1 protein-coding gene (only partly in view) is annotated in these 16,123 nt (G+C 63.7%); it reads left to right on the top strand.

The annotated features are described in order from the left end of the window. The first annotated feature begins 386 nt into the window (after positions 1-386). A protein-coding gene (locus QZH45_RS17635; protein ID WP_432783799.1) for a non-ribosomal peptide synthase/polyketide synthase crosses the window boundary here: on the top strand, positions 387-16,123 show its 5' portion. The gene runs 15,118 nt beyond the window's last position; only the first 15,737 of its 30,855 coding nucleotides appear in the window; it begins with the start codon at positions 387-389; the stop codon falls past the right edge of the window.

The raw sequence follows: 16,123 nt of genomic DNA, 5'->3' as shown, positions 1-16,123 counted from the left end.
CCTGCTCGCGATAGCGGTGGGTCAGCTTGCATTGATGTTGACTGTGCCACCGCCATCGCGGGCAAGCCCGGCTCCTACAGGATTGGCATCCGCCTGCTCGTCGCCGGGACTTGTCCCTGCTTCCCATGACAGACATGCCCTACCGAATGCTCTAATTTTTTTTGGCCTGTAAGGAGACAGTCCCGGAGACGGATCTCCTTCGGTTGCACATGACGATATTCATTGCATTGGCCCGCACGCGGTGATCGGCCCGTCCACCGCCAATCCTCGCGTCCAGGCGACACGCCGTGTCTGAAAAGCACATTGATCGTCAACCACTCCGAACCAGAAAAGCAGGTCCTTCGATGCAATTCAGCGAACTGATGGCAGCGCTTTCCAAGCACCCGATTCGTCTCCAGCAGGATGGCGAAAACCTTGTGATCGAGGGCGATGACGAAGGGCTGGAGAGCGCGGTATGGGACAGTCTGGCCGTCCATAAGCACGAACTGCTCGCCCTGGTGGAGAGAAACGGTGGCGACTGGTTGAGCCCGGCGTTCCGTATCACACCGGACATGTTGCCGTTGGCGAGCCTGACTCAGGAGCAGATCGACCGGATCGTCGACGGCGTGCCCGGTGGCGCTGGCAATGTCCAGGACATCTACCCGCTGGCGCCGTTGCAGGAAGGCATTTTCTACCATCACCTTGCCGCAGAGCACGGCGATCCCTATGTGCTGCAGACCTTGTTCGGGGCAGACCAGCGGGCTCGCCTGGATGATTTTCTCCAGGCCTTGCAAGGCGTAATCAATCGCCACGACATCTTGCGCACCGCGGTGGTTTGGGAGGGGCTGGAGGAACCGATGCAGGTGGTCTGGCGCCAGGCCACTCTGGCGCTGGAGGAACTGGTGCTCGATCCGGCCGAGGGCGATATCGAGTGGCAACTGCATCAGCGTTTCGATACCCGACATCACCGTCTGGACGTGGGCCGGGCGCCGTTGATGCGCCTGGTCTGTGCTGAGGATCGGGCTAACAACCGCTGGGTGGCGATTCTGTTGTTCCATCACATGGCGCTGGACCATGCAGCCCTGGAGTTGGTGCAGCACGAGATGCAGGCATTCCTCCTCGGTCGGGCCGATGCATTGCCTGAGCCGGTACCTTTTCGCAACTACGTGGCACAGGTGCGCCTGGGTGTGAGCGCTGAAGCCCACGAGGGTTTTTTCCGCGAGATGCTGGGTGATGTCGATGAACCGACACTGCCATTCGGCCTGCAAGAGGTGCAGGGCGCAGGATCGGGCATTGAGGAAGCCACGCTGACACTCGCCAACAGCTTGAGCCTGGGCTTGAGGGCCCAGGCGCGGCAGCTCGGCGTGAGTGCCGCGAGTCTGGTCCACTTGGCCTGGGCGCAGGTGCTGGGCCGTGTGTCGGGCCGGGACGATGTGGTGTTCGGTACCGTGCTGATGGGCCGGATGCAGGGCGGCGAGGGCGCCGCCCGCGCCTTGGGTATGTTCATCAATACCTTGCCGCTGCGGGTGAGCATTGGTGGGCAGGACGTACGCGCCGGGGTCAAGTCCACCCATGCACGGTTGACCGCATTGCTCGGCCACGAGCACGCCTCCCTGGCTTTGGCGCAGCGTTGCAGTGGTGTGGTTGCACCCGCGCCGTTGTTCAGTGCCTTGCTCAACTACCGCCACACCGGTACGGCGACTTCGACCGATGCGGTGTCTGCCTGGAACGGTATCCAGGTGCTTGGTGGCGAAGAGCGAACCAACTACCCGCTGATGCTTTCGGTGGACGATCTGGGCGAAAGCTTCAGTCTCACCGTCCAGGCGGCGAGCGGGATCGACGCGCCGCGGATCTGTGCCTATATGGAAACGGCGCTGGCGACTTTGGCCCAGGCGCTGGAGTGTGCGCCTGAATCATCGCTGGCCGATTTGCCGATTCTGCCGGAAGCGGAGCGCGAGCAACTGCTGGTGGCGTTCAACGCCACTGACGGCGAGTACCCGCTGGAACAGACCGTTCACGGATTGTTCGAGGAACAGGTGCAGCGCACGCCGGATGCGCTGGCGGTGCTGCATGGCGGGCAGCGCCTGAGCTATCGCGAGCTGAACGAGCAAGCCAACCGCTTGGCGCATTATCTGCGCGGGCAGGGCGTACAGCCGGATTCGCGGGTGGCGATCTGCGTCGAACGTGGCCTCGACATGGTCGTGGGCTTGCTGGCGATTCTCAAGGCCGGTGGCGGTTACGTGCCACTGGATCCGGCCTATCCGGCGGATCGGATTGCCTACATGCTGGAAGACAGCGCTCCGGCCGTGGTCCTGGTCCAGACGGCGACCCTTGGGTTGTTGGCTGGTGCCAAGATGCCTGTGATCGATCTCGGTAGCGGGCTCTGGCAGGACGAGTCCGTCTCGAATCCGCAGGTACCTGGGCTGACCTCGGCGCATCTGGCCTACGTGATCTACACCTCCGGTTCCACCGGCTTGCCGAAAGGGGTGATGATCGAACACCGCAACACGGTGAACTTCCTGACTTGGGCCCATCGGTCGTTCGATGCGCAAACCCTGTCGAAAACCCTGTTCTCGACCTCGCTGAACTTCGATCTCGCGGTTTACGAGTGCTTTGCACCGTTGACTAGCGGCGGCAGCATCGAGGTCGTCACTAATGTGCTGGAACTGCAACACGGCGAACACGACATCACCCTGATAAACACCGTGCCATCGGCGCTCAAGGCCTTGCTGGAGTCCGGTGGACTGGGCGAAGGCGTGGACACGGTGAACGTGGCCGGCGAAGCCCTCAAGCGCAGCCTGGTGGAAGCGTTGTTCGAGCAGACTTCGGTCAAGCGTCTGTGCAACCTCTACGGTCCTTCGGAAACCACGACGTACTCCAGCTGGGTATCGATGGCTCGCGAAGATGGGTTTGCCGCGCATATTGGCAAACCGGTCGCCAACACCCAGTTCTACTTGCTGGATGAACATAAACAACCGGTGCCGCTGGGTGTACCGGGAGAGATTTACATCGGCGGCGCGGGTGTAGCTCGGGGTTATCTCAATCGTGATGACCTGACGGCTGAACGTTTCCTCAAGGATCCGTTCAGCAGCGCCGCAAACGCCCGCATGTACAAGACCGGCGACCTCGGCCGTTACCTGCCGGACGGCAACATCGAATACCTGGGCCGCAACGACGATCAAGTGAAGATCCGCGGTTTCCGCATCGAACTGGGCGAGATCGAAGCCCGCTTTGCCCGGCATGAATCGGTAAAAGAAACGGTGGTGCTGGCCCGCGAGGACGTACCAGGCGATAAGCGTCTGGTCGCCTATTTCACCCAGTCAGAAGCGGTGGACATCGAGACCCTGCGCAGCCACCTGCAAGGGCAATTGCCGGAGTACATGGTCCCGGTGGCCTACGTTTGTCTTGATGCCATGCCGTTGACCCCCAACGGCAAACTCGACCGCAAGGCCCTGCCGGCCCCAGACCTGGATTCGGTCATCACCCGCGGCTACGAAGCCCCCCGAGGTGAAGTTGAAACCACCCTGGCGCAGATCTGGCAGGATCTGCTCAAGGTCGAGCGCGTCGGTCGTCACGACCACTTCTTTGAACTCGGTGGCCACTCGCTGCTGGCCGTCAGCCTGATCGGGCGGATGCGCCAGGTCGGTTTGAGCGCCGACGTGCGCGTGCTGTTCGGCCAGCCGACCTTGATGGCGCTGGCGGCAGCGGTGGGTAGCGGCAGCGAAATCCAGGTACCGGACAACGGCATCCTGCCGGGCTGCACGCGGATCACGCCGCCGATGCTGCCTCTGGTCGAGCTGGATCAGCAAACCATCGACCGCATCGTCGCGACGGTGCCGGGCGGTGCGGGCAACGTACAGGATATCTACCCGCTGGCGCCGCTGCAGGAAGGCATCTTCTTCCATCATCTTTCGGCCGAACAGGGCGATCTGTATGTCTTGCAGTCGCAGTTCGCGTTCGACCACCGCGAACGGCTCGATGCGTTCGTCGAGGCGTTGCAGGGGGTGATCGATCGTCACGACATCCTGCGCACCAGCGTGGCCTGGGAAGGCTTGGAGTCGCCGGTGCAAGTGGTCTGGCGCGAGGCGAAGCTGCACGTTGAAGCGGTCGACCTCGATCCGGCCGCCGGTGATGCCGTGGCACAATTGCAGCAGCGCTTCGACCCGCGACACCATCGCCTGGATGTCAGCCAGGCACCGCTGATGCGCCTGGCCTATGGACAGGATGCCGCCAATCATCGATTGGTTGCGACGTTGTTGTTCCATCACATGGTGCTCGACCACACGGCGCTGGAAGTGGTGCAGCATGAAATGCAGGCGCATCTGATGGGCAACGTCGGGCAACTGGCTGATGCAGTGCCCTATCGCAATTACGTGGCCCAGGCGCGCCTGGGCATGAGCCGGGAAGAACATGAGGTGTTTTTCCGCGAGATGCTCGGCGATATCGACGAACCGACATTGCCGTTCGGCCTGCAGGATGTGCAGGGCAGTGGCCATGATATCGAAGAGGCCCGGCAATCGGTGGAGGCTTCCCTGGACTTGCGTTTGCGGGCCCAGGCCCGTCAGTTGGGGGTAAGCGTCGCCAGCCTGGTGCACCTGGCCTGGGCACAGGTGCTGGGCAAGGTATCCGGCAAGCAGGATGTGGTATTCGGCACTGTGCTGATGGGGCGGATGCAGGGCGGTGCCGAGACTGATCGCGCCCTGGGGATGTTCATCAACACCCTGCCATTGCGCGTTCAGGTGGGGCACCAGGGCGTGCGTGCGGGCGTCAAGGCCACCCATGCCCGGTTGACTTCGCTGTTGGGCCACGAACATGCCTCCCTGGCCCTGGCTCAGCGTTGCAGCGGCGTGGCGGCGCCGTTGCCGCTGTTCAGCGCCTTGCTCAACTATCGACACAGCGCCATGGGCGAGGTGTCGGCGCAGGCGACGGACGCTTGGCAGGGTATCCATGCCCTGGATGGCGAAGAGCGTACCAACTATCCACTGACATTGAACGTCGACGACCTGGGCAACGGCTTCAGCCTGACGGTGCTGGTGGCGGCGCAGATTGGCGCGCAGCGGGTCTGCGGGTACATGCACACTGCCCTGGAAAAACTGGTGGAGGCGCTGGAGCAGACGCCCCAGGCGGCGTTGTATCGCTTGCCGATTCTGCCTGAAGCGGAACGTGAGCAACTGCTGGTGGCGTTCAACGCCACTGACGCCGAGTACCCGCTGGAACAGACCGTTCACGGATTGTTCGAGGAACAGGTGCAGCGCACGCCGGATGCGCTGGCGGTGCTGCATGGCGAGCAGCGCCTGAGCTATCGCGAGCTGAACGAACGGGCCAACCGGTTGGCGCATTACCTGCGCAAGCAGGGCGTGCGGCCGGATTCTCGGGTGGCGATCTGCGTCGAGCGTGGTATCGACATGGTCGTGGGCTTGCTGGCGATTCTCAAGGCCGGTGGCGGTTACGTGCCACTGGATCCGGCCTATCCGGCGGATCGGATTGCCTACATGCTGGAGGACAGCGCGCCGGCCGTGGTGCTGGCCCAGGCTGCGACCCTTGGGTTGTTGGCTGATGCAACGATGCCAGTGATTGATTTGGGTAGCGGGCGCTGGCAGGACGAATCCGTCTCGAATCCAGAGATTGCCGAGCTGACCTCGGCGCATCTGGCTTACGTGATCTACACCTCCGGTTCCACCGGCTTGCCGAAAGGGGTGATGATCGAACACCGCAACACGGTGAACTTCCTGACTTGGGCCCATCGGTCTTTCGATGCGCAAACCCTGTCGAAAACCCTGTTCTCGACCTCGCTGAACTTCGATCTCGCGGTTTACGAGTGCTTTGCACCGTTGACTAGCGGCGGCAGCATCGAGGTCGTCACTAATGTGCTGGAACTGCAACACGGCGAACACGACATCACCCTGATCAACACCGTGCCGTCGGCGCTCAAGGCGTTGCTGGAATCCGGTGGTTTGAGCGAGGGCGTCGATACAGTCAACGTGGCCGGCGAAGCGCTCAAGCGCAGTCTGGTGGAAGCGCTGTTCGAACAGACTTCCGTCAAGCGCCTGTGCAACCTCTATGGGCCTTCGGAAACCACGACTTATTCGAGTTGGGTGTCGATGGCCCGTGAAGACGGGTTTGCCGCGCATATCGGCAAGCCGGTTGCCAATACCCAGTTCTACTTGCTGGATGAGCATAAGCAGCCGGTGCCGCTGGGTGTTCCAGGGGAAATCTATATCGGCGGTGCCGGTGTCGCCCGTGGTTATCTCAATCGTGATGACCTGACCGCCGAGCGTTTCCTCAGCGATCCCTTCAGCTGTTCACCCAATGCCCGGATGTACAAAACCGGCGACCTCGGCCGTTATCTCCCGGACGGCAACATCGAATACCTGGGCCGTAACGACGACCAGGTGAAGATCCGGGGTTTCCGCATCGAACTGGGCGAGATCGAAGCCAAGCTTGCCCAGCATGACGCTGTGAAAGAAACGGTGGTACTGGCCCGTGAAGACGTGCCGGGCGACAAGCGCCTGGTGGCTTATTTCACTCAATCCGAAGCGGTGGACATTGAGATCCTGCGCAGCCATCTGCAAGCGCAATTGCCGGCCTATATGGTCCCGGTGGCCTACGTGCAGCTTGATGCACTGCCCCTGACCCCCAACGGCAAACTCGACCGCAAGGCCTTGCCGGCCCCGGAACACGATGCGCTCATCACCCGCGGCTACGAAGCGCCACAAGGTGAGACCGAAATCGCCCTGGCGCAGATCTGGCAGGACCTGTTGGGCCTGCAACAAGTGGGGCGTCACGACCACTTCTTCGAGCTGGGCGGCCATTCGCTGCTGGCCGTCAGCCTGATCGGGCGCATGCGCCAGCTCGGCTGGTCGGCGGACATCCGTGTGCTGTTTGGTCAGCCGACCTTGATGGCGCTGGCCGCCGCGGTCGGTAGTGGTCGCGATGTCGAGGTGCCGGACAACGGCATTCTGTTGGGGAGCACTCGGATCACGCCGTCGATGCTGCCGCTGGTCGCTCTGGACCAGCAGGCTATCGACCGCATCGTCGCGACGGTGCCGGGTGGTGCGCGCAATGTGCAGGACATCTATCCCCTGGCACCGTTGCAGGAAGGCATTCTCTACCACCACATTGCAGCGGCCACTGGTGACCCCTATGTGTTGCAGGCGACATTCACCGTCACCGACCATGAACGCCTGGACGCATTTGCCCATGCGCTGCAGGCGGTGATCGATCGCCATGACATCCTGCGTACGTCGGTGGTCTGGGAAGGCCTGGACGAGCCGGTGCAAGTGGTCTGGCGCAAAGCGCAGCTGGCGGTCGAGGAGGTGGTGCTGGCCGCCGAGGCGGGGGATATCGCCGGACAGCTGCGCGAGCGCTTCGACACACTGCATTACCGTCTCGACATGCAACAGGCACCGCTGATGCGCATTGCCTTTGCCCATGACCCGGCCAACCAGCGCTGGGTCGCGCTGTTGCTGTTCCATCACATGGCACTGGATCACACGGCACTGGAAGTGGTGCGCCACGAAATACAGGCGCATCTGCTGGGCCAGGGCGATCAATTGGGTGAAGCGGCACCGTTCCGTAACTACGTGGCTCAGGCCCGCCTGGGTGTCAGCCGCGAGGAACATGAAGCATTCTTCCGCGACATGCTCGGCGACATCGACGAACCGACGCTGCCCTTCGGTGTGCAGGATGTGCGCGGCGACGGCAGCGATATCGAGGAGGCCGGGTTGCACCTTTGCGCAGACCTGAGTCGCCGCCTGCGGGCCCAGGCCCGGACGTTGGGCGTGAGTGCGGCGAGCCTGCATCACCTGGCCTGGGCGCGGGTGCTGAGCCAGGTGTCCGGCAAACAGGACGTAGTATTCGGCACTGTGTTGATGGGCCGGATGCAGGGTGGCGACGGTGCTGAGCATGCATTGGGCATGTTCATCAACACCTTGCCGCTTCGGCTGGACGTGGGCGATCAGGATGTGCGCGGCAGCACCAAGGCCGCACATGCCCGGTTGACCGGCCTGCTGGGTCATGAGCATGCGTCCCTGGCCCTGGCCCAGCGTTGCAGCGGCGTGGTCGCGCCGATGCCGCTGTTCAGTGCCTTGCTCAACTATCGGCACAGCAGCGCGCATGTGACTTCGGCCGATGCATTGGCGGCCTGGAACGGCATCGAGATCCTGAGCAACGAAGAGCGCACCAACTATCCGCTGACCCTGTCGGTGGACGACCTGGGCGAAGATTTCCACCTGACCGCGCTAGCGCTGCCGCAGATCGGCGCGCAGCGGATCTGCGCTTACATGAACGTGGTGCTGGAGAACCTGGTGTCTGCGTTGGAGCAGGCACCACAGACGCCATTGAGCAGCGTAGTGGTCCTGCCGTCGGCCGAGCGTCGCCAACTGCTGGTGGAATTCAATGCCACCACCCGCAGCTATCCGCAGGACAGGACCGTCCATAGTCTGTTCGAGGCACGGGTGCGGGCCAATCCCGAGGCGCTGGCGGCAGTGCATGACGAGCACAGCCTGACCTACACCGAGCTGAACGACCGGGCCAATCGCCTGGCCCGTCATCTGGTCGGCCTGGGCGTACAGCCGGGGGAGCGCGTGGCGATTTTGCTGGAGCGCTCTCTTGAACTGTTGGTCAGCCAACTGGCGGTGCTCAAATGCGCCGCCGCCTTTGTGCCGCTGGATATCCACGCGCCTCTGGAACGCCAGCAGTTCATGGTTGAAGACAGCGGGGCGCGGGTGCTGCTGACCCTGAGTGCCACGACCGCGACGCGAGGCCCTGTGCGTGTCGACCTGGATTGCGTGGTGCTGGATGAAGCACCCGCAAATCTCGACCTGACGCAGAGCGCCGAATCGGTTGCCTACATCATGTACACCTCGGGCTCTACCGGCACACCGAAGGGTGTGCTGGTGCCGCATCGGGCGATCAACCGCTTGGTGATCAACAACGGTTATGCCGACTTCAACGAGCAGGACCGGGTAGCGTTCGCTTCGAACCCGGCCTTCGACGCCAGTACGCTCGACGTCTGGGCGCCGCTGCTCAATGGCGGTTGCGTGGTGGTGGTCGAGCAGGATGTGTTGCTATCCCAGGAGCGGTTCGCGGCGTTGTTGACCGAGCAATCGGTCAGCGTGTTGTGGATGACTGCCGGGCTGTTCCACCAGTACGCCGACGGCCTGCTGCCGGTGTTCAAACAGCTGCGCTATCTGATCGTGGGTGGCGACGTGCTGGATCCGGCGGTGATCGGTCGCGTCCTGAAAGATGGCGCACCGCAGCATCTGCTCAACGGCTATGGCCCGACGGAAGCGACCACGTTCACCACCACGCACGAAATCCGTACCGTGGGCGAGGGGGGGATTCCGATTGGTCGTCCCGTCGGCAACAGTCGGGTCTATGTGCTGGACGCCCAACAGCAACCCGTGCCGGTGGGTGTGGCGGGCGAGCTGTACATTGGTGGTGACGGTGTAGCCCTTGGTTACCTGAACCGTCCGGAACTGACCGCCGAGAAGTTCGTCGCCGACCCGTTCAGCGCCGATCCGGCGGCTTTGCTCTACCGCACCGGCGACCTGGCGCGCTGGCGTGCCGACGGCGCCGTGGATTACCTGGGGCGTAACGACGATCAGGTGAAGATCCGTGGCTTCCGTATTGAACTGGGCGAGATCGAGGCCCGGTTGGCCCAGTGCGCCGGCGTGAAAGACGCCGTGGTGCTGGCGCGCCAGGACGAAGCCGGGCCGAAACGCCTGGTGGGTTATGTGATTCCGGAAGCGGACATCACCCTGTCGGTACACGAGCTGCGTAGCCAACTGGCCAGCACGCTGGCCGAGTACATGGTCCCCAGCGCTTTTGTGGTGCTGCCATTCTTCCCATTGACCGCCAACGGCAAGCTGGACCGTCGCGCACTGCCGGCACCGGACGCCGAGGCCTATGCCAGTCGCGAATACGAAGCCCCGCAGGGCGAGATCGAAACCACCCTGGCCCGGCTCTGGGCCGAGCTGCTCAAGGTCGAGCAGATCGGTCGCCACGATCACTTCTTCGAACTGGGCGGTCATTCGCTGCTGGCGGTGACCCTGATCGAGCGCATGCGCCAGGCCGGCCTGAGTGCCGATGTGCGCGTGCTGTTCAGTCAGCCAACCCTGGCCGCGCTGGCCGCGGCGGTGGGCAGTGGCAAAGAAATTGCGGTTCCCGAAAACCTGATTCCGCCGGATTGTGAACACATCACTCCGGAGCTGTTGCCGCTGGTCAACCTGACCCAGGACACGATCGACCAGATCGTGGCGACCGTGCCGGGCGGTGCCCGTAATGTGCAGGACATCTACCCGTTGGCGCCGTTGCAGGAAGGGATTCTCTATCACCACCTGGCGGCGGAGCAGGGCGATCCCTACGTGCTCCAGTCGCAGTTCGCTTTTGATAGCCTCGGACGCTTCGAGGCGTTCGTCGAGGCGTTGCAGGTGGTGATCGACCGCCACGATATCCTGCGCACCAGCGTGGCCTGGGAAGGCCTGGACGAACCGCTGCAGCTGGTCTGGCGCCAGGTGAAGCTGGAGCCGCAACGCTTCGAAGCCGATGCCACGGCCGGCGATGTCGCCACGCAACTGGCAAGCCGCTTCGATGCGCGCCACTACCGGCTGGATCTGCGCCATGCGCCGATGTTGCAACTGGTCTACAGCCGGGACGAAGCCCAGGACCGCTGGGTGGCGATCCTGCTGTTCCATCACATGGCGCTGGACCACACCGCGCTGGATGTGATGCAGCATGAAATGCAATTGCACCTGCTGGGACAAGGCGAGCAGTTGGGTGCAGCGATGCCTTATCGCAACTATGTGGCCCAGGCACGACTGGGTGCGAGCGAGGCGGAGCACGAGGCGTTCTTCCGCGACATGCTCGGCGATATCGACGAGCCAACACTGCCCTTCGGCTTGCAGGATGTGCAGGGGGATGGTCATGGCATCGATGAGGTCCGCGAGCCGGTGGATCTCGAACTGTCCAGGCGCCTGCGGGCCCAGGCCCGGCAATTGGGCGTCAGCGCCGCCAGCCTGGTGCACCTGGCCTGGGCGCAAGTGCTGGGCAAGGTGTCCGGCAGCCAGCAGGTGGTGTTCGGCACGGTATTGCTGGGCCGGATGCAGGGCGGCGAGGGTGCCGACCGGGCGCTGGGGATGTTCATCAACACCTTGCCGTTGCGCGTGGACGTGGGCGCTCAAGATGTTCGTACCGGGGTCAAGGCGACCCACGCCCGATTGACGGATTTGCTGGGCCATGAACATGCCTCCCTGGCGCTGGCCCAGCGCTGCAGTGGCGTGGCGGCGCCGACGCCGCTGTTCAGCGCCTTGCTCAACTACCGGCACAGCGCCGCCGAGGTGACCCAGGACGCCCTCACGGCCTGGAACGGGATCGAGGCGCTCAATGGTGACGAACGTACCAACTACCCGCTGACCCTTAACGTCGATGATCTTGGGGAAGGTTTCTCCCTCACGGCCCTGGTCGATACCTCGATCGGTGCCGCACGCATCTGCGGTTACATGCAGATGGCACTGGACAGCCTGGTCACCGCCCTGGAGCAAGCGCCGCACACTGCGCTGCACGCCTTGACGGTCCTGCCGCCAGCCGAACGCCGGCAGTTGCTGGAAACCTGGAACACCCGGGATGCCGAATATGCCGCAGACGCCCTGATCCATCGTCAATTCGAAGCCTGGGCAATGGCCCAGCCGGACGCCGTGGCGGTGGTCCATGAGGACCAGACGCTGACCTACGCTCAGCTCAATGCCCGCGCGAACCAGTTGGCCCACAGCCTGTTGGCCGTGGGTATTCGCCCGGACGACCGGGTAGCGATCTGTGTCGAGCGCGGCCTGGACATGATCGTCGGCCTGTTGGGCATCCTCAAGGCGGGGGCGGGCTACGTGCCGCTGGACCCGACCTATCCGGCGGAGCGCATCGCCTATATGCTGCACGACAGCAGCCCGGTGGCGCTGCTGACCCAGCGGGAATGGCGTGAAACCCTGCCGCCATTGAGCGTGCCGACCGTGCTGCTCGATCCGCTCGAAGCCAGCGAAATGGAGCAGCAGCCACGGCATAACCCGGATGTGCCGGGCCTTGGGGCCAGTCACCTGGCCTATGTGATCTACACCTCCGGCTCGACCGGCTTGCCCAAAGGCGTGATGGTCGAACACCGCAACGTCGCGCGGTTGTTCTCGGCCACCCAGCCGTGGTTCGATTTCGGCCCGCAAGACGTCTGGGCACTGTTCCATTCCTTCGCCTTCGATTTCTCGGTCTGGGAAATCTGGGGCGCATTGACCCACGGCGGACGCCTGCTGGTGGTGCCGCAACTGGTCAGCCGCTCGCCGCAATACTGCTATGCGCTGCTGTGCGAGGCCGGGGTGACCATCCTCAACCAGACGCCGAGCGCGTTCCGCCAGTTGATCGCGGCCCAGGGCGAGAGCGACCTGGACCACAGCCTGCGGCAGGTGATCTTCGGCGGCGAAGCGCTGGAAACCGGGATCCTCAAGCCCTGGTACGCTCGTCAAGCCAATGCCCGCACGCAACTGGTGAACATGTATGGCATCACCGAAACCACCGTGCATGTGACCTACCGTGCGTTGTGTGTCGCCGATGCCCAACTGACCGGCGTCAGCCCCATCGGCAAACGCATTCCTGACTTGCAGTTGTATGTGCTCGACGCCCAACGCGAACCCGTGCCGGTCGGTGTGGTCGGCGAAATGTACGTCGGTGGCGCGGGTGTGAGCCGCGGTTATCTGAATCGCGAGGAGCTGACCGCCGAGCGTTTCCTCGACAATCCCTTCAGCGATGAGCCGAACGCCCGCCTGTACAAGACCGGTGACCTGGGTCGCTGGCTGGCGGACGGCAGTATCGAATACCTCGGGCGTAACGACGACCAGGTGAAGATCCGCGGCTTCCGTATCGAACTGGGTGAGATCGAGGCCAAGCTGGCCGCCTGCAACGGCGTGCGCGAAGCCGTGGTTCTGGCGCGCCAGGACACCCCGGGCGATCAGCGTCTGGTGGCCTATGTGATTGCCGAAGAGGGCGAGCCACCGTCGGCGGCCGAACTACGCGCCGAGCTGTTGGGTTCCCTGGCGGAATACATGGTGCCCAGTGCGTTCGTGATGTTGACGGTATTCCCGCTGACCACCAACGGTAAGCTGGACCGCAAGGCCTTACCGGTGCCCGACCAGTCCTCGGTGGTGACCCGCGAATACGAGGCGCCCCAAGGCGAGGTCGAGACAGCGATTGCGCGGATCTGGCAAGACCTGCTGCAGGTGGAGCAGGTCGGCCGTCATGACCATTTCTTTGAAATGGGCGGCCATTCGCTGCTGGCAGTGAAGCTGGTCGAGCGCATGCGCCAGATCGACCTGGCTGCCGACGTCCGCGTGCTGTTCGGCCAGCCGACGCTGGCGGCGCTGGCCGCAGCCGTGGGCGGCGTGCGCGAAATCGTGGTGCCGGCCAACCTCATTCCCGCCGACTGCACACGGATCACACCGGACATGCTACCCCTGGTCGATCTGGACCAGGACGGTATCGACCGCGTCGTCGCATCGGTGCCGGGCGGTGTAGGCAATGTGCAGGATATCTATGCCCTCGCCCCATTGCAGGAGGGGATCCTGTATCACCACCTTGCTGCGGCCCAGGGCGACCCCTATCTGCAATATGTCCAGTTCACCTACGACAGCCGCGCCCGCTTGGACGACTTCGCCAGGGCGTTGCAAGACGTGGTGTCTCGCCACGATATCCTGCGCACCGGCGTGGTCTGGGAAGGGCTGGACGAGCCTGTGCAAGTGGTTTGGCGCGAGGCCCGACTGGGGCTCGATGAGATCGTGCTGGACCCGGCGGCGGGAGGTATCGCGCAACAACTGCGCGAGCACCTGCACCCTCGCCATCATCGCCTGGACATCCGTCAGGCGCCGATGATGCGCATCGGCTATGCCGAAGACGTGGCGAACAATCGCTGGGTCGGCATGCTGCTGTTCCACCACATGGTCGACGACGCGACGTCCCTGGCCATGCTCACGGCGGAAATCGAATCCCATGTGATGGGGCGCGAGCATCTGCTGGCAGCCTCGGTGCCGTATCGCAACTATGTAGCCCAGGCCCGTCTGGGCATCAGCCGCGAAGAACACGAAGGGTTCTTCCGCGAGATGCTGGGCGATGTGACCGAGCCGACGTTGCCGTTCGGCCTGCAGGATGTGCAGGGCGACGGACGTGGGATCGAAGAAGTCCGCCAGCCGGTCGATGGAGCGCTCAGCCAGCGCTTGCGGGCGCAGGCCCGTCAACTCGGGGTGAGCGCGGCGAGCCTGTATCACTTGGCCTGGGCGCAGGTGCTGGGCCGTGTCTCGGGCAAGGACGACGTCGTGTTCGGCACCGTGTTGCTGGGCCGGATGCAGGGCGGCGAGGGGGCCGACCGGGCACTGGGGATGTTCATCAACACCTTGCCGTTGCGGGTGGAACTGGGCACGCAGGGTGTACGTGCCGGGGTCAAGGCGACCCATGCACGCTTGACCGCTTTGCTCGGCCATGAGCATGCCTCTTTGGTGCTGGCCCAGCGTTGCAGTGGCGTGACCGCGCCGGCACCGTTGTTCAGCGCGCTGCTGAACTATCGTCACCTTGGTGCGCAGACGGCTTCCAGCGAAGCCATCGCGGCCTGGGAAGGTATCCAGGTTCTGGGCGGCGAAGAGCGGACCAACTATCCGCTGACGTTGTCGGTGGATGACCTGGGCGAAGGCTTCAACCTGACCGTCATGGCTGAAGCGTCGATCGGCGCCGGGCGTGTCTGCGACTATGTGCAATGCGTGCTGGAGCATCTGCTGGAGGCGCTGGAGCAGTCGCCCCTGGCGCCATTGGGCGAGTTGCAGATCCTGCCGCCGGCCGAGCGCCGACAACTGCTGGAAACCTGGAATGCCTCGGATGTGGTCTATGCCGACAATGCGCTGATCCATGGGCAGTTCGAGGCACGTGCGGCGACACACCCTGATGCCGTGGCCGTGGTGTTCGAGAGCCGGACGCTGACCTACGGTGAACTCAATGCCCGGGCCAACCGGCTCGCGCATCATTTGCTGGTCCTGGGCATTCGCCCGGATGATCGGGTGGCGATCTGTGTCGAGCGTGGCCTGGACATGATCGTCGGCCTGTTGGGCATCCTCAAGGCGGGCGCCGGTTATGTGCCGCTGGATCCGGCCTATCCGGCCGAACGCCTCGCCTACCTGTTGCAGGACAGTGCGCCGGTTGCGGTGTTGGCACAGACCGCGACACGTCGCTTGTTGGCCGACATTTCGCTTCCTGTGGTTGATCTCGATGGTCGCGACTGGCAGGACCAGTCCGTGCGCAATCCGCAGGTGAAGGGGCTCGACTCCAGCCATCTGGCCTATGTGATCTACACCTCGGGTTCGACCGGCTTGCCCAAGGGCGTGATGGTCGAGCACCGCAACGTCGCGCGGCTGTTCTCGGCCACCCAGCCGTGGTTCGACTTCGGCCCGCAAGACGTCTGGGCGCTGTTCCATTCCTTCGCCTTCGACTTCTCGGTCTGGGAAATCTGGGGGGCACTGACCCACGGCGGCCGCCTGTTGGTCGTACCGCAACTGGTCAGCCGTTCGCCGCAGGAATGCTACTCGCTGTTGTGCGAGGCCGGGGTGACCATCCTCAACCAGACGCCAAGCGCATTCCGCCAGTTGATCGCGGCCCAGGGCGAAAGCGACCTGAGCCACAGCCTGCGCCAGGTGATCTTCGGTGGCGAGGCCTTGGAAACCGGCATCCTCAAGCCATGGTACGCCCGGGCAATCAATGCCGGTACGCAACTGGTGAACATGTACGGCATCACCGAAACCACCGTACACGTGACCTATCGTGCACTGTGTGCGGCGGATGCGCAGTTGGTCGGCGTCAGCCCGATTGGCGGACGCATTCCCGATCTGCAGCTGTACGTGCTCGATGCTCAACGCGAGCCGGTACCGGTCGGCGTAGTGGGTGAGATGTACGTCGGTGGCGCGGGCGTCAGCCGCGGTTACCTGAACCGCGCCGAGCTGACCGCCGAGCGTTTCCTGAAGAACCCGTTCAGCAATGAGCCGAACGCACGGATGTACAAGACCGGCGACCTGGGTCGCTGGCTGGCGGACGGCAGCATCGAATACCTGGGCCGTAACGATGACCAGGTGAAGAT

The sequence above is a fragment of the Pseudomonas corrugata genome, from assembly GCF_050920615.1.
Classification (GTDB): domain Bacteria; phylum Pseudomonadota; class Gammaproteobacteria; order Pseudomonadales; family Pseudomonadaceae; genus Aquipseudomonas; species Aquipseudomonas corrugata.
The sequence above is the reverse complement of the archived record's forward strand: the minus strand, read 5'-3'. Positions and strand labels throughout refer to the sequence as shown.